Source organism: Massilimicrobiota sp. An142 (assembly GCF_002160725.1).
Lineage (GTDB): Bacteria > Bacillota_I > Bacilli_A > Erysipelotrichales > Coprobacillaceae > Allocoprobacillus > Allocoprobacillus merdigallinarum.
Window position 1 is genome coordinate 1 of record NZ_NFLD01000023.1, and the last position, 24,052, is coordinate 24,052.

Annotated in this window: 28 protein-coding genes and 2 tRNA genes; 7 read left to right on the forward strand and 23 right to left on the reverse strand. The window is 30.1% G+C overall.

What is annotated here, in order from left to right; all coding sequences use genetic code 11:
* Window positions 1-608: transposase (locus B5E87_RS09965; protein WP_143746899.1), on the reverse strand; the 608-nt coding region annotated here is incomplete at its 3' end.
* 123 nt (window positions 609-731) lie between these two features.
* Between B5E87_RS09965 and B5E87_RS09970 the strand changes: the two genes are divergently transcribed.
* The gene (locus tag B5E87_RS09970) at window positions 732-1,124 is read left to right on the forward strand and encodes a hypothetical protein (protein ID WP_143746900.1); all 393 of its coding nucleotides are present in this window, start codon (window positions 732-734) and stop codon (window positions 1,122-1,124) included.
* 308 nt (window positions 1,125-1,432) lie between these two features.
* On the opposite strand, the gene B5E87_RS09975 is transcribed toward B5E87_RS09970, so the two are convergent.
* The 3 genes from B5E87_RS09975 to B5E87_RS09985 form a co-directional block, all read right to left on the reverse strand.
* Entirely contained in the window at window positions 1,433-1,702 is a 270-nt protein-coding gene (locus B5E87_RS09975) for an acylphosphatase (protein WP_087244784.1), read from the reverse strand.
* Between the two features lie 71 nt (window positions 1,703-1,773).
* Window positions 1,774-2,496, reverse strand: coding sequence for an ABC transporter permease (locus B5E87_RS09980; protein WP_224759477.1), 723 nt, complete (start codon window positions 2,494-2,496; stop codon window positions 1,774-1,776).
* Window positions 2,496-3,326 (reverse strand): ABC transporter ATP-binding protein, encoded by an 831-nt coding sequence (locus B5E87_RS09985; RefSeq protein WP_087244786.1) that lies wholly within the window; start codon window positions 3,324-3,326, stop codon window positions 2,496-2,498. Before B5E87_RS09985 ends, B5E87_RS09980 begins: the two co-directional genes overlap by 1 nt.
* 163 nt (window positions 3,327-3,489) lie before the next feature.
* On the opposite strand from B5E87_RS09985, the gene B5E87_RS15275 reads away from it, so the two are divergent.
* Complete coding sequence (locus B5E87_RS15275) at window positions 3,490-4,260, forward strand: hypothetical protein (protein WP_204209681.1); 771 nt, start codon at window positions 3,490-3,492, stop codon at window positions 4,258-4,260.
* A gap of 84 nt (window positions 4,261-4,344) precedes the next feature.
* Here B5E87_RS15275 and B5E87_RS09995 read toward each other — a convergent pair whose 3' ends face one another.
* From B5E87_RS09995 to B5E87_RS10015, 5 genes are all read right to left on the reverse strand, one after another.
* Entirely contained in the window at window positions 4,345-4,749 is a 405-nt protein-coding gene (locus B5E87_RS09995) for a hypothetical protein (protein ID WP_087244787.1), read from the reverse strand.
* Window positions 4,750-4,863: 114 nt separating this feature from the next.
* Complete coding sequence (galE, locus tag B5E87_RS10000; protein WP_087244788.1) at window positions 4,864-5,868, reverse strand: UDP-glucose 4-epimerase GalE; 1,005 nt, start codon at window positions 5,866-5,868, stop codon at window positions 4,864-4,866.
* A complete protein-coding gene (locus B5E87_RS10005; RefSeq protein WP_087244789.1) occupies window positions 5,865-6,128 on the reverse strand; it encodes a thioredoxin domain-containing protein in 264 nt (87 codons plus the stop codon). Before B5E87_RS10005 ends, galE begins: the two co-directional genes overlap by 4 nt.
* 1 nt (window position 6,129) lies before the next feature.
* Window positions 6,130-6,612 (reverse strand): peptidylprolyl isomerase, encoded by a 483-nt coding sequence (locus B5E87_RS10010; protein WP_087244790.1) that lies wholly within the window; start codon window positions 6,610-6,612, stop codon window positions 6,130-6,132.
* Window positions 6,609-6,896 carry a hypothetical protein gene (locus B5E87_RS10015; RefSeq protein WP_087244791.1) on the reverse strand — a complete coding sequence of 96 codons (288 nt, stop codon included), beginning with the start codon at window positions 6,894-6,896 and terminating at the stop codon, window positions 6,609-6,611. The genes B5E87_RS10010 and B5E87_RS10015 overlap by 4 nt, the downstream gene beginning before the upstream one ends.
* Window positions 6,897-7,036: 140 nt before the next feature.
* On the opposite strand from B5E87_RS10015, the gene B5E87_RS10020 reads away from it, so the two are divergent.
* Both B5E87_RS10020 and B5E87_RS10025 read left to right on the forward strand, forming a co-directional pair.
* On the forward strand, window positions 7,037-9,097 hold the full coding sequence (locus B5E87_RS10020) for an elongation factor G (RefSeq protein WP_087244792.1): 2,061 nt from the start codon (window positions 7,037-7,039) through the stop codon (window positions 9,095-9,097).
* Between the two features lie 162 nt (window positions 9,098-9,259).
* Window positions 9,260-10,657, forward strand: a complete 1,398-nt coding sequence (locus B5E87_RS10025) for a C40 family peptidase (protein WP_158095598.1) — start codon at window positions 9,260-9,262, stop codon at window positions 10,655-10,657.
* Window positions 10,658-10,710: 53 nt separating this feature from the next.
* Here B5E87_RS10025 and B5E87_RS10030 read toward each other — a convergent pair whose 3' ends face one another.
* The 4 genes from B5E87_RS10030 to B5E87_RS10045 all read right to left on the reverse strand — a co-directional run bounded on the left by B5E87_RS10030 (window position 10,711) and on the right by B5E87_RS10045 (window position 13,291).
* Complete coding sequence (locus B5E87_RS10030) at window positions 10,711-11,430, reverse strand: glucosamine-6-phosphate deaminase (protein ID WP_087244794.1); 720 nt, start codon at window positions 11,428-11,430, stop codon at window positions 10,711-10,713.
* Window positions 11,431-11,444: 14 nt separating this feature from the next.
* A complete protein-coding gene (locus B5E87_RS10035; RefSeq protein ID WP_087244795.1) occupies window positions 11,445-11,678 on the reverse strand; it encodes a hypothetical protein in 234 nt (77 codons plus the stop codon).
* Between the two features lie 394 nt (window positions 11,679-12,072).
* The gene (rlmH, locus tag B5E87_RS10040; protein WP_087244796.1) at window positions 12,073-12,552 is read right to left on the reverse strand and encodes a 23S rRNA (pseudouridine(1915)-N(3))-methyltransferase RlmH; all 480 of its coding nucleotides are present in this window, start codon (window positions 12,550-12,552) and stop codon (window positions 12,073-12,075) included.
* Entirely contained in the window at window positions 12,542-13,291 is a 750-nt protein-coding gene (locus B5E87_RS10045) for an MBL fold metallo-hydrolase (RefSeq protein WP_087244797.1), read from the reverse strand. Before B5E87_RS10045 ends, rlmH begins: the two co-directional genes overlap by 11 nt.
* A 125-nt stretch (window positions 13,292-13,416) precedes the next feature.
* Between B5E87_RS10045 and B5E87_RS10050 the strand changes: the two genes are divergently transcribed.
* Window positions 13,417-14,010: a cytidylate kinase-like family protein gene (locus tag B5E87_RS10050; RefSeq protein ID WP_087244798.1), complete on the forward strand. Its 594-nt coding sequence runs from the start codon at window positions 13,417-13,419 to the stop codon at window positions 14,008-14,010.
* 36 nt (window positions 14,011-14,046) lie between these two features.
* Here the strand turns inward: B5E87_RS10050 and rpmE are convergent, their stop codons facing one another.
* Both rpmE and B5E87_RS10060 read right to left on the reverse strand, forming a co-directional pair.
* Window positions 14,047-14,250 carry a 50S ribosomal protein L31 gene (rpmE, locus tag B5E87_RS10055; RefSeq protein WP_087244799.1) on the reverse strand — a complete coding sequence of 68 codons (204 nt, stop codon included), beginning with the start codon at window positions 14,248-14,250 and terminating at the stop codon, window positions 14,047-14,049.
* 101 nt (window positions 14,251-14,351) lie between these two features.
* Window positions 14,352-15,617 carry a UDP-N-acetylglucosamine 1-carboxyvinyltransferase gene (locus tag B5E87_RS10060; RefSeq protein ID WP_087244800.1) on the reverse strand — a complete coding sequence of 422 codons (1,266 nt, stop codon included), beginning with the start codon at window positions 15,615-15,617 and terminating at the stop codon, window positions 14,352-14,354.
* Between the two features lie 291 nt (window positions 15,618-15,908).
* Between B5E87_RS10060 and B5E87_RS10065 the strand changes: the two genes are divergently transcribed.
* Window positions 15,909-15,984 (forward strand) — tRNA-Glu (locus B5E87_RS10065).
* A gap of 159 nt (window positions 15,985-16,143) precedes the next feature.
* On the opposite strand, the gene B5E87_RS10070 is transcribed toward B5E87_RS10065, so the two are convergent.
* The 4 genes from B5E87_RS10070 to B5E87_RS10085 form a co-directional block, all read right to left on the reverse strand.
* Window positions 16,144-16,380, reverse strand: coding sequence for a hypothetical protein (locus B5E87_RS10070; RefSeq protein ID WP_143746901.1), 237 nt, complete (start codon window positions 16,378-16,380; stop codon window positions 16,144-16,146).
* Window positions 16,381-16,552: 172 nt separating this feature from the next.
* Window positions 16,553-16,813, reverse strand: coding sequence for a hypothetical protein (locus tag B5E87_RS10075; protein WP_087244802.1), 261 nt, complete (start codon window positions 16,811-16,813; stop codon window positions 16,553-16,555).
* Window position 16,814: 1 nt separating this feature from the next.
* Window positions 16,815-17,033, reverse strand: coding sequence for a hypothetical protein (locus tag B5E87_RS10080; RefSeq protein ID WP_087244803.1), 219 nt, complete (start codon window positions 17,031-17,033; stop codon window positions 16,815-16,817).
* Between the two features lie 715 nt (window positions 17,034-17,748).
* Window positions 17,749-17,824: transfer RNA gene (locus B5E87_RS10085), tRNA-Gln, on the reverse strand.
* 48 nt (window positions 17,825-17,872) lie between these two features.
* On the opposite strand from B5E87_RS10085, the gene gltX reads away from it, so the two are divergent.
* Window positions 17,873-19,282, forward strand: coding sequence for a glutamate--tRNA ligase (gene gltX, locus B5E87_RS10090; RefSeq protein ID WP_087244804.1), 1,410 nt, complete (start codon window positions 17,873-17,875; stop codon window positions 19,280-19,282).
* 15 nt (window positions 19,283-19,297) lie between these two features.
* On the opposite strand, the gene B5E87_RS10095 is transcribed toward gltX, so the two are convergent.
* The 4 genes from B5E87_RS10095 to B5E87_RS10110 form a co-directional block, all read right to left on the reverse strand.
* Window positions 19,298-20,317 carry a LacI family DNA-binding transcriptional regulator gene (locus tag B5E87_RS10095; RefSeq protein WP_087244805.1) on the reverse strand — a complete coding sequence of 340 codons (1,020 nt, stop codon included), beginning with the start codon at window positions 20,315-20,317 and terminating at the stop codon, window positions 19,298-19,300.
* A gap of 183 nt (window positions 20,318-20,500) precedes the next feature.
* Window positions 20,501-21,844, reverse strand: a complete 1,344-nt coding sequence (locus tag B5E87_RS10100; RefSeq protein WP_087244806.1) for a glycoside hydrolase family 1 protein — start codon at window positions 21,842-21,844, stop codon at window positions 20,501-20,503.
* An 83-nt stretch (window positions 21,845-21,927) separates the two neighbouring features.
* A complete protein-coding gene (locus B5E87_RS10105; RefSeq protein WP_087244807.1) occupies window positions 21,928-22,554 on the reverse strand; it encodes a hypothetical protein in 627 nt (208 codons plus the stop codon).
* Window positions 22,555-22,652: 98 nt separating this feature from the next.
* Entirely contained in the window at window positions 22,653-24,047 is a 1,395-nt protein-coding gene (locus B5E87_RS10110; protein ID WP_087244808.1) for a polysaccharide deacetylase family protein, read from the reverse strand.
* Window positions 24,048-24,052: the final 5 nt, after the last annotated feature.

Below are 24,052 nucleotides of genomic sequence, written 5' to 3' on the forward strand. Positions count from 1 at the left end.
ATCTCCTGTGCACAGTAAAAATAATGATATGGAAAGTCAAATCCTCTTTCCATGTTCATCTGAATGATTGAATCTGTTATCTTAGAAAACAGTTTCATTCTTGCATTGAGGATTCTTGCCTTATATACAAAGGAATATTTGTTTGCATTGGCTTCTATTTTGGTACCATCAATATATTGAATTGATTTGTCAACATTCATGAGATTACAGATATTGTTGACTATATCAAAAAAGATATGGTCAATATCATCAATAAGATAATTCTTCATGAATCGTTCAAAAGCCATATGGCTAGGAGTTGCCTCCTGCATGATATACATGAATCTAATATCATGCTTACATAAAGATTCCAGATTTCTTACATCACAGTCACTGACCATTCTAGCAAAGAGAACAGCCTTAAGAAGCAATACGTTATCATATCCCTTTCTACCACGACGCTCATCTCTTTTTAGATATTTCTTAAGATTCACTCCTTCCAGCGCCTTTAAGAAAGAAACAACCTCATCGTCAGAATTAATTTTTATACCCAAATCTAGTGGCAAAGATAACTGAATTGCGTTATAATTATCAGTGTAATTAGATTGCATAAAATTTAAAGATTCCATAATCTAATTATACCAAAAACGACAATGATAATCATTAAAGATAATCATTGTCGTTTTCTTTTTTAGGTAACTTTACGAATATTTATTTCGTTACAGCCCCTTTACAACCATCTTGGAAGAGATATGTTCATGAAGCTTTTCCCTGTCATTCTCACAGATAACGGACCTGAGTTCTCCAATCCAGAAGCCATTGAATTTGATGAAGATGGAAACAGAAGAACATATATGTTTTACTGTCACCCCAGCTCTCCGTTTGAAAAAGGTGACTGTGAAGTCAATCATGAATTTATAAGAAGAATCGCACCCAAAGGAAAACCATTTGATCCTTATACGCAAAAAGACATCAATTTAATGATGTCTCACATTAATTCGTATGCTCGTCCAAAGCTGAATGACAAAACCCCACTCTTTGTCTTCGCTTTGCTGTTTTCCAAAGAAGTTGCAAGCTACTTTGGAATCGAACATATTGACCCAGATAAGATCAATCTGACTCAGTCGCTCTTATCTCAAAGATAAAGCATAAACAAAACACAGGGATACCCATAATGTACAGATAAATAAGACCATCAGGGGTGGAATTTTGCTTTGCAAAAAAAACAGAAAATTTGACCCTGGCTTTACTATACTCTCAAAAACAAGTCAAATTGCTTCTTACAAGTTCATTTTAAGACCTGATGTGTCAAAAATCAATATCTGAAGGTGATTTTTATAATACAAAAAATCACTTTGCAATTTGAAATTCAACTCCCACAAGAAGAGTTGAATTTAAATATACAAAGTGGAATTTAGTTTTTCATTTCACCTCAAGAAAATAATCGCTAACGCTAATATTTCATTTCAAAACTTTTTTCATTCTCTAAAACTGCCAAATCTTCAACTTCACATTGTTCTATTCGAATATAGCGAATACTATGCATATAGTCAATAACCTGCTGAATCAAAGAAAGTTCTCCTTGTAAGCATGCTTCCACATCACCATTACTTAAATTTCTAACCCAACCTGTTAAATGCAAACGTGTCGCCTGTTGGTAAAATGTAATACGAAATCCAACCCCTTGTACACGCCCTTTAAAAATGAAATGTTTTCTCACCATATAACCACCTCTTTTTTTCTATTTTATCATTTTATAAAAATGAAAAAAAGAGAAATCAATATGAGATTTCTCTAATCATCCAATCCTTTTTTCTTATAACCATACATGAAAGCTATCACCCCTAATAGAATCCATACTATACAGACAATTATAGCTATCACTGTCTCCTGATTAAAGAAGGGTTGTTGAACTGACAATTGTAAATAAAGCGTTTGGAAAGATGTTGTTGGAAAAATAACTGCAATCTTTTCAATCATTTCATTAAGCTGACTGAACATAGGTGGCAACATTAATAAAATCATCAACGGAGAACTCAATGTTCCAGCACTCATCTGATCTTTAGAAAGTAGACCTACCAGTGCTCCAAAAAACAAGACACTTAAAGATGATAAAACATAAAAGATAAGGAAATATCCAAAATACTCCATTGGCTCCTGACAAACCAGGAAAATAAGAATGCCATCAATCAACATCAAAACCAGTGCAACAAAAGCTTTACTCAATAAGAAATCAGTTGCACTGACATTAGCCAACATTAAAGAACGTAAAGTATGTTTTTCTTTCTCTTCAGCAACCATATTGGCTAAAACATTCAGTGGAACAATAGAAATTGTCATAATAATACACATAACAATAACAAAACTCCCTGTAGCTCCCTTAAGAATATCCCCTAATAAAAATTTATACATCACACCAAATAAAACTGGCAAAGCCAACATTAAAAAAACATTTTTATTAACGAAGCAATTCTTTAAATCCTTCATAAACAAAGCTTTACAAATACGTATATTCATCATGATTCCTCCTTAGTCAATGTTAAAAAAACTTCTTTTAAAGTTGGTTCAATGGAATGAATCATTAATAGTTCATCAATATGTTCCAATTCCTGTTTTAAAAGTTTTGGATCTAAAGGAATCGTATAGTCTTCTTGACTTGTTTTCATACGAATCTGTTTTTTAGAATATTTAAGTTTCAAATCTCCAGGATGTCCACTTTCAATAATGTGTCCATGATTCAAAAATGCAACACGATGACACATTTCATCTGCTTCTTCCATATTATGAGTTGTTAAAAAGACAGTCGTCCCTTTCGCATTAAGTTTCTTGATAATTTCCCTTACCTCATTAGCAGTTGAGGGATCTAAATTTGCTGTTGGTTCATCCAAAAACAGAAGAGATGGTGAATGAATAATGGTTCTAGCAAAGATTAATCGTTGTTTCATTCCTTTTGATAATTGACTAACCAATTGCTTTTTAGCATCTAATAAATCAACTTCTTCTAAGACTTTTTCAATACAGCTTTTATCAATATCATAGATTTTTGCGAATAACAGTAAATTATCATAAACACTCATCTTTTCATATAATCCACTATTATCACTCATAATCCCTATTTGACTTTTTATTTTTGAAGAAAAAGGCTTCTCCCCTAGTATCTGAATATCTCCTCCATCACTTTTTAACTGTCCCGTCAATAATTTAATCGTTGTTGTCTTTCCAGCTCCTGAAGGACCTAAAAAACCAAAAATTTCCCCTTTTCGAACTGAAAAATCACATCCTTGTAAAGCAACTGTCTTCTGAAAACTTTTTGATAGTTGCTTAACCTCAATAACATTTTTATCCATCATACTCCCTCCTTTTTCCTACTTTCATCGTATCATAGTCATTTTTAACAGACAATCATTTTACTATTTCTTTCCTTTATTTTTACATAACATTATAATTCATGATAAATCGTATGATTTTGTGCTATAATAAAAAAGCAAAAAAGATGAAAGGAGTTTTCATATGAATTTCAAATTACCTGTCACAAATAAAAAGAGAACCATGATCATAATTGCAGTAATTATTTTCATCATCATATTTTGTCTTTGTATCTTTTTCTTTTCAAAAAATCAAACAGTCGCAAAAAAAGCAGAGAGTCAGACAGTTGTTGCCAATCAACAATCAGATGATTCAAAACAAGAACAAGACACAGCAACCATAAAATCTGATAACAACTCATCACAAAATCAAGAATCTTCAAATGATTCAGCATCAAAAACAAAAGAAACAAATAAAGATACTCAAACACAAACATCAAAAAAGAATTCTCAAACACAATCAACTTCAAAAAGCTCACAAAAGACAACAACCAATAAAAGTTCTTCTACAAACCAAAGTTCATCATCAACCCATGAACATGTATGGAAAGACCATAAATCAAAAAGATGGGTTTCTAAAATGGTGACTGTCACAGACTACGAAACACAAACAATTCGTGGAGCAAAATTTTACACTTATAATGGAACAAACGAATTAGGACAACCAACATATATTGCAAATGGTCCTACTTATTGGTTTGAAGATGGATTTACTCAGGATGATTTGAAAAACATTATAAGCGAAGGTATGAAAAATGCCGATGAAAATGGTTTATATAACGGCGTTTATTACGGTAACTATCAAAATGTCACAAAAACAGAAAAAGTAGAAGTTGGTTCTCATCAAGAAGATCAGGGCTATTATGAGGAATATGTAGATTATCAATATTGCAGTATTTGTGGTGCAAAAAAATAAAAAATACAACAACGACTAACATTTTAGTCATTGTTGTATTTTTTTATATCAATGTTTTAAAATAATTAGATTTGAGATTACTCTTTATTTCTTCATTAGGATATAAGATAAATTATATCCTAATAAACTCATCATATTTCCTATAAGGAAAAAAAGAAAAGGGATTCCATCTATTAGCATATAATAAATCTTTGGAGGATAAACTTCTGGCAATATAAATAAGCAAATAAAACCCGCAACAATCAATATAAACCAAACTATCAAACATATAACATCCATCTTCCTATCATTTTTATCCATCAACAACATTCCATTCCAAATTGATGTCATAATCCCTAATCCTATAAATATCCATGTGATAGTCAAAAGATAATTATGCTGTGATATAAAAGTCAATATATCATAACGAATGTATTGATAATATAACATCAACATCAAGTAAAAAACAGGAAATATCAAAATATAAATCTTTTTTAAAGTCTTTTTCATTATCAATCACCTCTCTACTTTCAGTATATCATTTTTCATTCAATGTTTCATAAATATATCATTTCATCAAAAAAGCTGTTAACATATATAGTCAACAGCTTCAACATCTATTCTTTATTTTTTGTTATGAGTAATAAAGTTATAGGCATCTTTGCACATATCTTCTAATGTTTTTTCAGCTACCCAATCAAGTTCTTCTCTTGCTTTTGTTGGATCAGCATAACAAGTTGCAATATCTCCAGCACGTCTTGGTTTGATTTCATAATTGATTGTTACATTGTTCGCTTTTTCATAAGCTTTCACAATATCTAAAACACTATAACCATGACCAGTTCCTAAATTATAAGTATAAACACCATGATCACCAACAAGTTTCTTTAAAGCTTTCACATGTCCTTTGGCTAAATCGACAACATGAATATAATCTCTGACTCCTGTTCCATCAGGTGTATCATAATCATTTCCAAAAACACCTAAGCATTCTAATTCTCCTACTGCAACTTTAGAAATATATGGAACTAAGTTATTTGGTATACCATTTGGATCTTCTCCTAATAATCCACTTTCATGTGCACCAATAGGATTAAAATATCTTAATAAAACAATATTCCATTCATGATCTGAAATATAAATATCTCTTAATATATTTTCAATCATTAATTTTGTTGTTCCATATGGATTTGTTGTTGGTCCTAGTGGGAAATCTTCTTGAATAGGAACTGTGTGAGGATTTCCATAAACAGTTGCACTTGATGAGAAAATCAAATTTTTACAATTATATTTTCTTAACAATTGACATAAAACAAGTGTACTTAATAAATTGTTTTGATAATATTCCATTGGTTTTTGAACTGATTCACCCACTGCCTTATACCCAGCAAAATGAATAGCCCCATCAATTTGATTATCTTGAAAAACTTTTTCCATTGCTTCTAAATCACAACAATCTACTTCATAAAAAGCAGGTCTTTTTCCAGTGATTTTTGCAATGTTATCTAATGCTTCAGGTTTAGAATTATAAAAGTTATCTACAATGACAACCTCATGTCCTTCCTGCATCAATTCTACAACTGTGTGGCTTCCAATATATCCTGCGCCACCTGTTACTAATATTCTCATTTGTTTTCCTCCCTTAAATAGTCATCAAATATCTTTTGAATCGCCTCTTTTGTTATAGCGCCTTCATGTAATTTCTTTGTTCCTTCAAAAAAACAAGGAACATAATAATAATCATAAGTATCAGCCAATTCACTCTGTTCACTTTCTTCAATCATTTCTAAAGGAATACGTTGATACTTTGCATCCTGCTGATACAATTCTTGTATCCAGGCTAATGCCTGACGACAATATGGACAATTCTTTAAATAAAATAATTTCATATTAAATTAACCTCATTGTCTTAATCACAACAGGTTCAATTGGACAATCACGAGCATCTGTTGGGACATTAGCGATTTCATCAATCACATGTTTCCCTTTTGTGATTTTTCCAAAAGCTGCATACTCCCCATCTAAATGAGGTGCATCTTCATGCATGATAAAAAACTGTGAGCTGGCAGAATCCTTAATCATCGTACGTGCCATGGAAAGCACTCCTCTTGTATGTAATAAAGGATTATCAATACCATTGCTTTTAAATTCACCTTTAATCGCTGGTGTTTCATGAATATGCATATCTTTATCATATCCTCCACCTTGAATCATAAAGCCAGCAATGACACGATGGAAAATCAATCCATCATAAAAGTGGCTTTCAATCAGGTCAACAAAATTCTTCACAGTACGAGGCGCAATCTCAGGATATAATTCACCAGACATTACTTCTCCATTTTCCATTTCAATTTCAAAATCAATCGTTTTCATAACTTATCCTCTTTCTCTTCAATCATTCGATCATTTTTCTGTATTGTTTGTTCTTTTTTCTTTTGTAAATAAAATTTTATACCAAAAAATAAAACAATTAATGCTATTAAACCTAATAATAGATGTACTATTTTATTCATTTGTTCAAATTGATATGCTAAAGCGACAGTTAAACATAGATTGAGAATCAGTAAAGCTCCCGTGGTTTTAATTCTATGATTATAAAGACAGTCCAATGCTAAAGCATTTGACAAAAACAATATAATAATCAGTCCTACTTCCATGTTTTATCCTCCTGACACTATCATAACATCTTTTTCAATAAATTTCACTATAATTATGCTGTAACCGTTTTCATTAAATTATAAATATGTTAAAATGAAAGAAAGATATTCCAAAAAAATATTAAAGGAGCGTGATGATAATGAGAGCTTATCACTCAAACGAAATTGGAAATGTCGTTGTGTTAGGTCACTCTGGGAGTGGCAAAACCAGTGTGATTGAAGCCATGGCTTATCGTGCTGGTTTAACAAATCGTATTGGAAGAATTGAAGACGGGAATACCCTTAGTGATTATTCACCTGAAGAAATCAAAAGACATTCTTCTGTAGGATTATCTGTTATTCCTCTTGAATGGAACAACTGTAAAATCAATTTGTTAGATACGCCTGGTTCTTTTGATTTTATCGGTGAAGTAGAAGCGGCTTTAAAGGTTGCTGAAAGTGCATTAATTGTTGTACCTGCTACAGAAGGTATTAGTGTTGGTACTAAGGAAGCAATGCATAAAGCTTATGACAAAGCTAAAATGATTTATATTAGTGGCTTAGATTACCCTAATGCTGCCTATCATCAAAAACTTGAAGATTTAAAAATGACTTATGGTAAAGCTATTGCACCGATTCAAGTGCCAATCATGGAAGGTCATAAAATGGTAGGTTATGTCAATGTTGCGAAAATGGAAGGTCGTTATTTTGATGGTGAACAGACTCATCCTTGTCCTATTCCTGATAATATGTGGGACGAAATAACACCTATTAAAAACATGATTGACGAAGCTGTCGCGAATACCAATGATGAATTATTAGAAAAATATATTAATGAAGAACCTTTTACAAAAGAGGAAATTTCTTGGGCATTACGTCAAGGTGTTATGAATAAAACATTGATTCCTGTTTTATGTGGAACAAATCAAATTGGTATTCAAATCATTTTAAATTCTATGGTGGCATTCTTTAGTGCTGCTGGAGATATGGTTAATTCTATGGTTGTGCATAATGAAGAAACGGATGAAGATGATTTGATTGGTTATGATGAATCTTTAGCTCCATCCCTATTTGTTTTTAAAACAATTGCTGATCCTTTTGTTGGTCGTATTTCTTTATTTAAAGTTTGTACAGGTTCTATTCGTACAGGTATCACATTATTTAATGTACAGAAAAAAGAAGCTGAAAAGATCAATAAACTTTATGTGATGAAAGGTAAAGATTTGATTGAAACAGATTGCCTCTATGCTGGGGATATTGGTGCTTTATCTAAATTATCATATACACAAACGAATGATACTTTATGTACTTTAGATTATCGTATGACTTATGAAACTATTTTATTTTCAAAACCATACTATGGTAAAGCTATTAAACCTGTAGGTAAGGCTAATGAAGAAAAAATTACAAATGCTATTAATAAACTTCTAGAAGAAGATAAAACATTAAAATTTGAAAACAATCCAGAAACAAAACAACAATGTATTTATGGTATTGGTGATATTCATATTGATAGTGTTGTTTCTAAATTAAAAGAAAGATTTAAGATTGATGTCACTTTAGATAATATTATTATTCCTTATCGAGAAACAATTCGTGGTCAAGTGACACAAAGATATAAATATAAGAAACAATCAGGTGGACATGGACAATATGGTGATGTTGAAATGACATTTGAACCTTTACATGATTATACTGTTCCTTTTGTCTTTGAAGAAAAAATCTTTGGTGGAGCCGTTCCTAAAGCTTATTTCCCTGCTGTAGAAAAAGGTTTAGTAGAAGCAACAAAACATGGTATTTTGGCACAGTACCCTGTTTTAGGTATTAAAGCCACTTTGATTGATGGTTCATATCACAGTGTCGATTCTTCTGAAATGGCATTTAAAACAGCTACAATTATGTGTTTTAAAGAAGCTATGGAAAAAGCAAAACCAGCTTTATTAGAACCATTCATGACTTTACACGTTTATATTGATGAACAATTTACGGGAGATATTATGGGACATTTCAATAAAAAACGTGCACGTGTGATGGGAAGTGAAATCTTAGAAGATGGTTTAATTAAGATTACAGCTGAAGCCCCACAAGAAGAAGTCATGAATTATGCTGTTGATTTACGAGCAATGACACAAGGTCAAGGCTTCTTTGATATGGAATTTTTGGGATATGAATTTGCTCCTGAACATGTTGCCAAACGTGTGATTGCAAACCATCAACAATAGTAGTCAGAAGCTCTTAGGAGCTTCTTTTTTTAAAATTTATAGTTATAATCACATGAATTCCCATAATATTCCAATAAGAATTCCTTGATTTTATTTGACAGTTTCCAAAAATGCTTTAGAATAGATTATAGAATTATAGCAATAAAGGAGGAATCTCTTGTGATGAAAAAGAAAATTGTCGCCTCTCTTTTATCATTAAGTATGCTGGCTTGTGCTTTGGCATCAACATATATAGTCAATGCTACTGATTTTGAAGGTCAAGAATCCAAATATATTAAATTATGTTCTTCTTCAAAATTAACGAGCAATCAGCAAACAACATGTAAAGAGTTTAATAGTTATTTATATGAAAAAAATAAAGAATTAAAACAAGAAGCTTCTCAGGCTAAAAAAGAAGCTGAAGATACAAAAGATGATCTTGCAAAAATTGCTGATCAAATTTCACAAATTGATACCAAAATAGAATCAGCTCAAAGTGAGCTTAACTATGTTCAAGATAGTATAGATAAACTCAAAAAAGAAGTTGAAAAACAAAGTGAACAACTTCAAGAACGTTTGTATAGTATGCAAACAACTTTAAATTCTCATATCTTTACAACTTATATTTTTGGAGCAGACACTTTTTCTGATTTTATGAGTCGTGTCATTAATATCAAAGAAATTACAAATTATGATAATGAATTGATTGCTCAAATTAATGAAAATTTAAAAGAAGTTGAAAAGCAAGAAACAACTTTAAAAAATCTAAAGGATTCTTTAGAAGCTGACAAAAAAGAACAGGCTAGTCTACAAAAAACATTCCAGGCTAAACTGACTGAACAAAATAAAACAATTGCCAACAATAATTCTGAAGCAGCAGCAAATCAAGAATCTATTGAAACTATCCAAAAGAATTTAGCAGCCATTCAAAAGGCATCAAATGCTTCAAAGGTCAATAATGTCACACAGGCAACACCAAATAAAAAGCCTTCTTCTCCATCTGGTTCTCAATCAACACAAAAGCCAAGTGAAGATCAAAATGAATCTAATCAAAGCAATTCAAATCAAAATGATGAAAAAGAAGATAACAATAATAACAATGAAAACAATAACAACAATAATCAGGAAAACAACAACAATACAACGCCTGGTGACAGCTTAACATCTAGTGAAGAACTTGGTTTAGCCATTGCAAATAAAGCTTTATCACGTCAAGGTTACATGTATGTATGGGGTGGTGGACACAGTTGGAGCAGTATTCAAAATCCTAATTGGACACAATTTGATTGTTCTGGATTAGTCAATTGGTCACACTATCAGGCAGGAGTCAACTTAGGACGTATCCATTATACTGGTTCACTCATCAATGCTGGAACAGGTATATCAAGAAGTGAATTACAAGCAGGCGATATTATTCTCTTTAGTAGTAATGGACAAGCCAGTGGTGTTCACCATGTAGGTATTTATATTGGAAACAACCAAATGGTTCATGCACCATCTACGGGGCAGCCTGTCCAAGTCGCTAATTTAAGTTATAGTTATTGGCAAAATGAATGGTATACTTGCCGTCGTTTATATTAGACATCCTTGAGATGTCTTTTTTTCATGCAAAAAAGCGATATTTTCTATCGCTTTTACAATCTTAAATCTTTATTTTTAGATAACAATGATGCTGCTGCCTCATCACAAATCACTGTAAAATTAGGATGAAGTTTCAAAATCGTTGCAGGAACTTCTTGACTGATTGGTTCTTCTATAAAACGCTTGAATATCTCTGCTTTTTCTTGACCATCTACAATCATCACTAAATGTTTAACACGCATTAAACTTTTAGCTCCCATTGTAATCGTATAAGGTTGTCGAGGTCTTTCACCATAAGTTGGATTCACTGCTAATTTATCTTTATATTCCATACAGTAAGTGTAACTGTCAAACTGCGTACAACGTGGACAGTTACCACAAAAATGGCCATCATGTCCAAGCCCAAGCACCATCACATCTATGCCTCCAGCCTGTCTAATCTGCCAATCATAATCCTGCCAGTTATCTAATGAAATACGGTGGATATGTTCTTTGGAAATATGTGCTGGTTCAAAAAACATTTCTTTCATCTCAGCCCAGTTTGTTCCATATTTTTCGCCTATATATGGATTTTCATCAAATAAATAATATTCAATATCTTTAAATTTTTCTTGATCTTTAATGAGTGGAATCATCATCTTATATAACATACGTGGAGTTCTACCAGAAGTTAAAGAAATATTCACCCTCTTATCTTGCAGCATAGCTCCAAGCAAAATATACATAGCACTCTCACTCATTGCTTTCAAATCTTTTTCAATAACCAATTTCATAATAACATTCTCCTTTATCTCTTTTTCTCTTTTTTTATGAACATTCCTATTGTCAGTCCAATCATCATTCCTAAACTAATTCCTAAAGCAACACCTAAATCACGAAATAATAAGGCTCCAGCACATATTCCTAGTCCTATGCCTTCTGACATATAATTTTCATTATAGATTTTATTATTTTTACGATAATAAACAAAAATAGTCACCAAACAAATTCCCATAATAATAAAATACCAAATAATTGTCATAAGCATCACTCCTATGCACCATGATTTATAGCTTCATCAACAAAACTTCCAATCTTTGGATTAAAACAATACCTTTTCACTTTTTTATTTATACAACTCTAAACTTTTCTTACTACTTAAAAAGCCTTATTTTCAAAATAGAGACTTGATGAACATATACTGAATCATTATTAACTCTCATATGTACTACTCAAAATCATTATTTTCAGACTCCCACTGTTATTCTTTCTATATTTATTTTACTCTTTATTTCTTTGACTATCAATTCATAACTATCAGTCATATAAAAATTTCATATTCATCCACTTTTATGAACATTCTATAGCTTTACACAATAAACAAGCATCATTTTTATTATAAATATATTGTAAAAAAATAGCCACATCAAATGCGGTTATTTATGATATGTTTCATGTCTTATAATTTTAAATGCACGATAAATCTGTTCAACTAAAATCAAACGCATTAATTGATGTGGAAAAGTCATTTGTGAAAAGCTAATACGTGCATTGGCTCTTGTTAGTACATCTTCTCCATGTCCCAATGATCCACCAATGACAAAATCAATCGTACTTTTTCCATTAATCATACAATCTTCAATACGTTCAGCAAATTGAATTGAATCTAATTCTTTACCTTGAACATCTAATAAAATCATATAATCATCTTGTTTAACTTTATCTAAAATACGTCTTCCTTCTTTAGATTTTACAATTGTTTCTTCAGCTAATGAAGGATTGTCAGGTATTCTTTCATCTGCAACTTCAATCACTTCAATATCTGAATAAGCTGATATTCTTTTTAAATATTCTTTGATTCCATCATATAAATATTTTTCTTTTAATTTTCCAACACAAATCAATTTAATTTTCATAGTTTCCTCCTGATACAACGTCAATTTGACTTGCTACTTTTATATTTGAAAAAGCAATATTTTCCTTAGCAAATATTTGTTCATATGTTGCAAGAGCTTTTTCTTTTGTATTTGCTTCCTGTGATAAATGAGCTAATACTATTTCTTTTGTATTGTCCCCTATCATTTCACACATTAAATGCGCACTATATTCATTATTTAAATGTCCTTTATCATTAAGAATTCTATTCTTTAAAAACATCGGTCTTTTTGTCGCCATCAACATTTCAATGTCATGATTACTTTCAATGATATAGTAATCTAAATTTTGCATATATTGACGATTTTTTTGTGACACATAACCCGTATCAGTCATATATAATAACTTTTCATTCTGACTGGAAATCACAAATCCAATAGGATCACTGGCATCATGTGATGTTCTCAATGTTAAAACATCAAAGACACCGAATTGACGATGCGTATAAGGTTCTAATGTGTGATATTCATCTAAATCCTTAATATTCTTTTTAGCACTATAAATTTTTCCTGTATCAAAAATATGAATATTTTTATTATGATCATAATGATCATGTGTTAAAAAGACATAAGTAATATCTTCTTCATGAAATCCTAACTGATTTAATTTAAATAAAAGTTGTTTTCTAGTAATACCACAATCAATCAATATCCCACATTGCTGATCATAAATAAATGTAGCATTACCTTTTGATCCACTTGCTAAAACATGAAATTCCATAGTTCAACTCCTTTGTGATTCTATTATACAAATTCAACCATAAAAAAACAACTTTTTCATATATGAAAAATTTAACAAGAAATTAAAAATGTGATAAAATAGTAGTATCAAAGGAGGGGTATTTTATGCCTAGAATTATTACTATTGCAAGAGAATACGGATCTGGTGGTCGTTTAATTGCACAACGTGTTGCAGAAAAATTAGGAATCTTTTATTACGATAATGAAATTATAGATCTTGCTGCCAGAGAATTGGGATTTGATGTTGATACAATTCGTAAAGTTTCTGAAGAAAAATCATCAAGTTTTATGTATACTCTTTCTTCAACTGCTTTTACCCTACCATTAAACGATCAGGTTTTTGCAATGCAGTCTAAAATCATCCGTCATATTGCTGAAAATGATACATGTATTATTGTCAGTGGTTGCGCTGATTATATTCTAGAAGATTTTGATGATGTTTTAACTGTCTTTGTTCATGCACCATTTGAATCAAGAGTAAGACGTGTTAAAGAAGACTATAAAGAAAAACACGAAGATTATAAAAAATTTGTTATGAAAAAAGATAAAGCAAGAAGTAATTATTATAATTATTATACGACTAAAAAATGGGGTCAATTAAAGAATTTTGATTTAACTATCAATAGTGATTTTGGTATTGAAGAAGTGGCTGATATTATTGTTGCTTTATATAAGAAAGGTGAACATAAAAATAAATAATAGTGAAAAAGAAAAACCTGCGTAAGCAGGTTCTTTTTATTTAAGTCCGTATTTTTTATTGAATTTTTCTACACGTCCATCAGCACTAGCAAATCTTTGTTTTCCTGTATAGAATGGATGACAATTTGAACATGTATCAACACGAATTTCGTTTAATACTGATCCAGTTTCAAATTCAGCACCACAAGAAGTACAAACGACTTTTACTTTTTTATAATCTGGATGAATTCCTTTTTTCATTTTTCATTTCTCCTTCCGCCTTGAAATATTTGCTACTTCAAAGTAAGTTGCTCAATTATAATATCATTTCTTGACGATAAAAACAATAGTTTTTTTATTTTTTATTCATCAATATGATATCTTGTAATATGAGCACCTAATGTAATTAATTTATGATCAATGTTATCATAACCACGATCAATATGATAAACGTTTGTAATTTCAGTTCTTCCTTCAGCAATAAGTCCAGCAATAACCAAAGCTGCACCACATCTTAAATCAGTAGCCTCAACTCTTGTTCCATGCAATGGTGTTGGACCATGAATCACACTGGCAGCTTCTTCTAAATCAATATGAGCTCCCATTTTATTAAGCTGTGGACAATGTTTAAAACGTTCAATATAAATCGTTTCTTTCACATGCGAATCACCTTGAGCCTGTGTTAAAAGTGTTGTTAAAGGTTGTTGTAAATCTGTCGCAAAACCAGGATAAATCTGCGTTTTAACATTAACTGGTTTTAAAGCATCATCTCGACCATAAACAACAATACTATCTCCTACAACATCCATTTTAATTCCCATTTCTTTTAACTTTGAAATTAAAGCTTCTAAGTGTTGAGGAATAATATTTTGAACAATAACCTTTTCACCCGCCGCTGCAGCAATAATCAAGAATGTTCCAGCTTCAATACGATCAGGAATGATTTCATGAAAAGTTCCACTCAAATGATCAACTCCATCAATCGTAATTGTATCCGTTCCTACACCTCTGATTTTTGCTCCCATTTTTGTAAGCAAATTGGCAACATCAATAATTTCAGGTTCTTTCGCTGCATTTTCAATGACTGTTTTTCCTTGAGCACGCACTGCTGCCAACATAATGTTGATTGTTGCTCCAACAGAAGCAAAATCTAAATAAATAGAATTTCCTACTAATTCTTCTGCTTCTAATAAATACGTATCATCTTCATATGTGATTTTTGCTCCTAAAGCTTCAAATCCTTTTAAATGAAGATCAATAGGACGTGGTCCTAAATAACATCCTCCAGGCATTTTAATTTTGACTCTTTTATATTTTCCTAGTAATGCTCCCATAAAATAATAAGAAGCTCTTAACTTGTTCACTGCATCACTTACTAAAGGTATATCTTCCATATGAGTTGGATCTACTTTAATACGTTCTCCATCTATTTCTACATCACATTTTAATTCTCTTAAAAGTGTAGCTAAAGCTGCAACATCTGAAATTTCTGGGACTCCTAATATTTCTACTGGTCCATCTGACAAAACTGCTGCTGGAATCAATGCTACTGTTGCATTCTTTGCTCCGCTAATTCTTACTGTTCCATTTAATTTATATCCACCATCAATCGCAATTACTTCTGCCATGTGTTTATTTCCTTTCTACTTATTTATATATATCTAATCAATATTTATGACACTATTTCTCTTTTTAATGAGATTATACACATTTATATCGTTAATATCAAAACAATTTCAAAAAATTTTTCGACTTCATTATATCATTCAAATAGACATATCACAATCTTATTTCATATTTATTTCTCATAAAATATCTCTATTATATTAATACTTTTATAAATCATTTTATTGCATTTATTTCAAAAAAATTCTTTACACTTTATTTGAGAGTGCTATACTTATAGTATAGTCAAAAATGGTCCGTTGGTGAAGTGGTCAACACACTAGGTTCTCATCCTAGCATTCAGGGGTTCGAAACCCCTACGGACTACCAGTAGAAATCAAAAAAGTCCGATAAAATGGACTTTTTTTCATTTTAAAAGTACCCGCGACACTCATACGACACTTATTTAGAAAAAAAACATAGTTTATGACTACTTGTTTATGCTCATCACAATTATAATAGACATTCTAAATCCCCCCCCCAATCTTTTCAACATGCGTCTTGATCGTTCATCATTTTTTCACTAGCAATATCATCAAGATCCATTATGCATTCGATAATATCTTTTGTGTTATCTAACTTTATACTATTATTATTTATACAGCATCTTTGAGCATTAACACATCTCAATATATAATCAATCATGCTCATATCATTTTCTAATGCATCATTCATTATTTTTTTCTCTTCTTTACTGACTCTTAATTCAATTCGTTCTTCTCTCATCATATTACATCTCCTCACATTTTATCCCTAGTATGCATTTTTGTCCGTACATATTCAATATATACAGATATATTCACATATTATTATCTTAATTTTAATAATAATATATTTTTATATCTACTGATTTTTAAATATAAAAAATAAAAGGAGTTGAAAAACAACCCCTAACATATTATTTTACTTTCAATTTTAATGATGATTTAATAAATTCAGCTTCAGTAATTGTTATTAGTTTATTATTATCATCTATAATATACGAAAAAGCTAGTGAACTTATATAAAACGACCTTACAATATCATTGTTATGAATAACTGGATATAATCTAGGATTTTCTTTTAAAACATTTATTTTTTCCTGTAATTCATCTTTGATTCTCATTCTATTTTCTAATAAAAACATACTGACTTCTGCAGAAACAATAACCTTATACACATTAAAGCCCTGATTCTTCCAAAATAGTAAAAAATTCTTCTTCAGTATGTGTTTTTATTTTTCCTTCTTTGATGAGCTTATATTTTTCTAAAGTTCTATTCTCAAATTCTTCATCAATACTATCATTATAAATTTTTATCATTTTTGTTAATAAATCTGTAGGTATTTTAGAAATACCATTAGAAGTTGGAAAATCATTTACATTCAATTTAGAATCCATGAATATCACCTCTGCTTATAATATACCATAATATCAAAGAAAAATATACTCTTAAATGAGAGATAAAACATATGACATTGAATATCAAGGAAAAATCTTTTTTATCCACATATTTAGAAACTGTATTTATTATAATATCATTAGTATATATCCAATTAAATTAAAAAGAATTGAAAAAATATTTTTAAGTCTATATTAAAAGTAGTTAAAATTAAAAATTTACATATTAATTTACGACACTCATTTAGAAAAAACATAGTTTATGACTTCTTATTTATGATGATTATTTATATAAATATAAAAGCAACTTAATTGACGTTCAAAAATACATTAAAAATATTCCTTCAATCATAATATCGTCTAGGAATAAAATTTCATTTTTCAATTGACGTATTTTATCATTCTTTTAATTTACATTATCATTCTTTGTGGCACACTAGAAGTGGGAACTATATGAGTAAATAAAAATACTCAAAGAGAAAGAGAACTACGACAATAGGACTTTAAATAATTGAAGGGTCCAGATTTTAATCATTGATCTTTAAAACATCTATAAATACTAAAATGATAATATGTATATTTCATTGCGAAAATAATTTTTTACTCATATAATAAAGAATAGAGATTATAAAATCAATCTATATGAAATGAGATTTGACACTCATATCATTTATAATTAAAAAAAAGAATCACGAATGATTCTTTGATAACTTTATGGCTGGGGTACTTGGATTCGAACCAAGGAAATGTCAGATTCAGAGTCTGATGCCTTACCACTTGGCTATACCCCAATCACAAAATCTATTATATATCTTTTTTTTAAAGGAGTAAAGAAAAAAATGAAAATACGCACACGTTTTGCACCTAGTCCTACTGGTTACATGCATATTGGTAATTTAAGAACAGCTTTATATTGTTATTTAATCGCCAAAAAGAATAATGGAGATTTTATTTTAAGAATTGAAGATACTGATCAAAAAAGAGAAGTCAGTAATGCCAGTCAATTGATATATCAGACTTTAGAAGAAACAGGTCTACATTATGATGAAGGTCCTCAAATGGGTGGTCCTTATGGACCTTATATCCAATCACAAAGATTAGATATTTATCATCATTATGCTCAAGAATTAATTCGTAAAGGTGGTGCTCATTATTGTTTTTGTTCAGATGAAATCCAAGAACAAGATCCTTGTATTCATTTAAGTGATGAAGAAATTCAACAAAAGATTCAAAATGGTACTCCTTATGTTATTAGACAAACCATTCCTCAAACAGGTATAACGACTTTTGATGATGAAGTCTATGGACATATTGAAGTTGAAAACAAAACCTTAAATGAAGGTATTCTCATTAAAAGTGATGGCTATCCTACATATAATTTTGCAAATGTTATTGATGATCATCTCATGCACATCACTCATGTTGTAAGAGGAAATGAATATCTTTCCAGCACTCCTAAATATAATCTGATTTATCAGACATTAGGTTGGGATATCCCCACTTATATTCACCTTCCTACCGTCAATAAAGATGAAACACATAAATTAAGTAAACGTGATGGTGATGCATCTTATTATGATTTAAAAAATCATGGTTTTTTAACTGAAGCTATTATGAATTATATTGCACTTTTAGGATGGGCTCCTGAAGGTTGTGAAATCTTATCTTTAAATGAATTGATTGAACAATTTGATATTCATCATATTTCTAAAGCTCCTGCTATTTTTGATATAGAAAAATTAAAATGGATCAATGGTATGTATTTACGCAATATGCCTTTGCAGGATTTTCATAAACTTTTATTACCACACTATTCTTTTATTCATCAATCTGTTCATTTATTAGAAGTCTCTCGTGTCCTACAACCTCGTTTACTTCAGGTCAATGATGCAATCATTCAAGAAACATTAGACTTTATCAATCAGGCATATCCATTTGATATTCAAGTCTATTCTCATAAAAAATTTAAAACAAATCCTGAAAAATCACTCAATGCTCTCTTATTAGTACAAAACCATTTGCATGAAATATCAGATTTTCAAAATGATGAAAATATTCTTCAATTCTTTATCAATCTTGCTAAAGAAAATGGTATGAAAAATGGTCAAGTCATGGAACCTGTCAGAGCTGCCTTAACTCATAAACGTTCTAGTGCTGGTGGTGCCGTTGAACTAGTCCACATATTCGGAAAAAAAGAAACATTGAAACGTCTGAATCAGGCTATTCAAAATCTTAAAGATTCTCTATAAATATAGATAATTCATTTACTTCACAGATAATCTTTCAATAATATGAACACTTAATAACTCTGTGGTTGGAATATAATCCTTTCTTTGAATACGATCAACCAGTCTGTGTACAGCCTCTTTTCCCATACTTTCTTTTTGAACTTGTAATGTTGTTAAAGGGGGAATCATTTTTTGTGCTAAAGGTATGTCATCAAATCCTGTTACTCCAATATCATCAGGAACTTTCAAACCTAATTTTGTTAAGGCCTGTATAACTATAAAAGCATTTGAATCATTAGCACAAACAAGTACTTCAGGTAATTCTTTCGATTGTAAAAGAGATACAATACAATCTATCTGATGGTGAAGAATGTACTTTTCAATATTTTCTAAAAAAGAATATTTATGAATATATTGTTCATCACAATACCCATTGATCAAATGATGATGAATAAGCGCTTCCTTATATCCTATAAAGCGATCTTGAAAACTCAAAGAATAGTTCAAATCACCAAAAAAGCCAATCTTTTTGTATCCTTTTTGAATAACATAGTTTGTAATCATATACCCACCTTGTTTATTATGAGTGAGTATACAATCACAAGCATCATACAATGAAGTAAAATCAACTAATACAATTGGTATTCCTGTATTTTTTAATGTTTTTAGATTTCCAGAAGAGATTTTTCCAACAATCAAAATACCTGCTACTTTTCTTTCTAAAATACATTCAGGGATATCCATATTGGCATCTTCAAAATAGTGCATAATGGAAGAATAGCCTAAAATCTTAGCCTCTTCTACAATAGATTTTAAAACAATGGAATAAAAATGGCCTGCATCTGCATAATAACTTTGCATCATAATACATATATTTGATCTAGAAAAAACAGATAAATATTTTCGCTTTTCATTAATATATCCCATTTCATCAGCCGTACGTAAAATAAGCAAACGCATTTGATCACTCACACCTGGTTTATCATTTAAAGCAATGGATACAGCATTAATCGAAATATTCAATTTTTCAGCGATATCTCTCATTGTTACCTTCATCTTTAATTCCTCTTATTCTCATTATTATTTTCATTATATCTTTTTAAAAATATTTTATAATTGTTTTTATCTTTTATAGTATATCATTATCAAATAGAAAAAACCATGTCGTTATGATATGATGTCCGCCCTTAATAAAATACTGTTAAGGGCGGTTACCATATCAGTTATAACATGGCTTTTTTATAATTCTTCTCCATTTGTTTCAATGACATGTTTGTACCAATCAAAAGATTTTTTCTTCATTCTTTTCATATCTTTTAAATCATTATTTTTACGATTGACATAAATCATCCCATATCTTTTATTCATATTAGCACGGCTGCTTAAAATATCAACTGGTCCCCAGACAAGATATCCTCGACAATCCACACCTTCTTCAACTGCTTTTTTCATTTCTTCAATATGCTTACGCATATAATCTATACGATAATCATCAATGATTTCACCATTTTCATTGATTTCATCATCACAACCAAAGCCATTTTCAACTACATAGATAGGCATTTCATAACGATCGTATAATTGACGTAAAGTAATTCTTAATCCAACAGGATCAATTGACCATCCAAAATCAGACATTTCCAAATATGGATTTTTCTTAATTACAACATCATTGACATTTGTTAAACTTTGTTCTCCATAATGAGAAATTGTAGACATATAGTAACTGATAGATAAATAATCAGTTTTTCCTAATTTTAAAATATCAAAATCTCCATCAAGAATTTCAGGCATTGTTCCTTCATTTTTCATATTTGCATAGTAATAAGAATTATAATGTCCTCTTGCAAAAACATCTAAGAAAACATAAGCTTCACTTTGTGCTTTCATACTTTCAAGTGTATCTAAAGGATGACAAGTTTCAGGGTAACTTTGAACAACAGTTGCCATTCCCATGACTTTCCCACCTTTTTGATGAATATAATCATTAACTAAGCTATGTGCAATCAAAGTATTATGCATAATTTGATTATCAAATGTTTGTGGGTTCATCCCTTCAGGACATACTCCACCAAAAAACATTTTAGGTCCTTTTTGAAGAATTCCATTTTGTTCATTAAAAATAATCCAATAATTAACTTTATCATTATATCGATCTACAATTTTTTTGCATAATTCTACAAAAATATCAACAACTTTTCTATTCGCAAAACCATTATATTTTTCTTGTAAATAAACTGGCATTTCAAAATGATATAAAGTTGGAATAGGTTCCATTCCTCTTTCTTTTAAGGCATCAATAAATTCATCATAAAATTGGAAACCTGCTTCATTATAAGTATTTTCATCACTCATCAATCTAGACCAGTCTATAGAAAAACGATAAGCATTAAATCCCATTTCTTGAAATAAGTCAAAATCTTCTTTATATCTATGATAACTATCAATACCATCTTTAAAATCTGAGAAATCACCTGTTACAGTTAAATCACAGACAGCTGGAACTTTTCCTCCTTCCTGATAAGCTCCTTCACTTTGATGAGCAGTGACTGCCCCACCCCATAAAAAATCTTTTCTTAACATCGTTCATCCTCCTTTATTTTACTTTTATTTTTTCATCAATTTACTTGAAATTCAATGAAAAATAACTTGAATTTTTAATAAAACTATCTTGTATAATTAAACATTTTCCCATCATATTTTTCATTTAATGTCTGTTGACTGGTAAAAACACACGAAAAATTATCATGAAAAACATGAAATGAATCCAATGGCTTGACTATGTCTAAGATTTTTTGATTGATTTCTTGAGATATACCAGTTTGCTGGCAAGCTTCACATTGCTCATCTGTTTTATAGAAAACATGAACTTGATCAAAAATAATTTTGATTTTCCATATATATGGTCTATGAATATTTTGTATTTCTTTTTGTACCTGGTTTAAAATTCTTTTTCTTATTTCATCTTCCAATGTATCATAACTGATAATCGAAGGACACTTTGTAGATATATGATGTTTTTGACAAAGTAATAAGAATTGTTCACGAATTTTCTGTTGCTTTGTTTCATCAAAATTTATACCATTCTTCATTTTTTGTTGATCATCATGATTCCATAATATAAGTTTCAATCTGGATTGATTATCATGTGTCTGATCATAAATAAAATCATAAAGTTTTAATTGAAAAACCTGCTCAAACCATTGTTCAAATTCTAATAAAAATAAACTTTTCTGTTCTGGATGACACAGTAAATTGAATGCATGTTGATATTGTTGTTCATTTAAAAGCATAAAAACACCTCTTGTCTATTATACAACAAAGAGATGTTTTTATCTCGATTTTATTTATTTTTAGTCTAAACTCTTTGACATAATAACAAACAAATCTCTTAATTTTGAACATGATGATGAAACGTTGGAGAAGTTTCATCTAATACCTGAAAAACATATCCCTGCTCAATGAGATAATCTAAAATATCTGGCAGTGCCTTGACAGTATTTTCTTGTGTTCCACTATCATGCATCAAAAACATAATATCTTCTCGATTCCCAATTTCTTCAATAGCTTTCTTTTTAAGACCATCTACCGTTTTAATCCCTTCTCCATCACCATTAATAGAAGTCCAATCATAATATTGATATCCTAAATCAATAACCTTTTTTGTTAAACGTGTCATGATACCATCATTATATTTCTTAGAAACAAGATTACTGGAACCACCTGGAAAACGTATAAAATTCACATTCTTCCCAATTTGTTGATAAACAACATCCTTAATTTTATTTAAATCACTTATATAATTTTTTAAAGAACTATAAATATATTCATAATCATGACTATATGTGTGCAATCCTATTGTATGCCCTTTTTGATATGCTTCTTTAATATAATGAAAATCTTTAGGGGAGGTTCCTGTCACAAAAAAAGTTGCTTTAATATGATATTGATCTAGAATTTCTAGAATTTCTTTGGTATTTGATGATGGACCATCATCAAAGGTTAAATAACACGTTTTCTTCCCATCACTTAAAGCTTCACGATTATCATATTGACTTAAAACTTCAATCTTTCTTATAAATGTATCCTCATTACCCGATTGATCCTTAACATGATAATAAACTTCATATTCACCAATTTTACGAATATTCAGTTTAGAATCATCAATGGTTAATACTGGTGAATCATCATGATCATCTTTAACAATGACATCTTTTTTTAAATCAATTTCATCTCCAATCAATAATGTAATGGGTGTCAAACCACTCACTACTGGTGGCTGTTCATCTTTTGCCTGAACTTGTACATAGGCACTTTTCTCTGATTTATTTCCATAACTATCTTCCACAACAACTACAACTTTATAAGTTTTCACTTCATGAAAAGTATAATTTTGTTGAAAATAAACTTCTGTTTTAGAATCATCACGAATGTTTTTAACCAATTCTTTTGCAGATATTGTTTCATCTTTCAAAATTGTCTTATTTTGTGTTTCAAATTGTGGAGGTAACATATCATCAACATAAACAATTAAAGTAAAAACTTTTTGATGATAAGAATAGACTATTTTATATTGACCAAGTTGACTATTATCAACTTGATTATCAATCTTGATTTCATCTTCTTCGATATGTGAAAGTTTTTCAATATATTGTAGCGGTTCAACTTCCTGATATAATGCTAAATGAATTTCTTTATCTACAAAAGTTATACGTGGCTGTAAAAACAGATAAACAATTAAGACAATCAAACAAAATACAAAAGTATAAAAAAAGACTTTTTTCATATGTA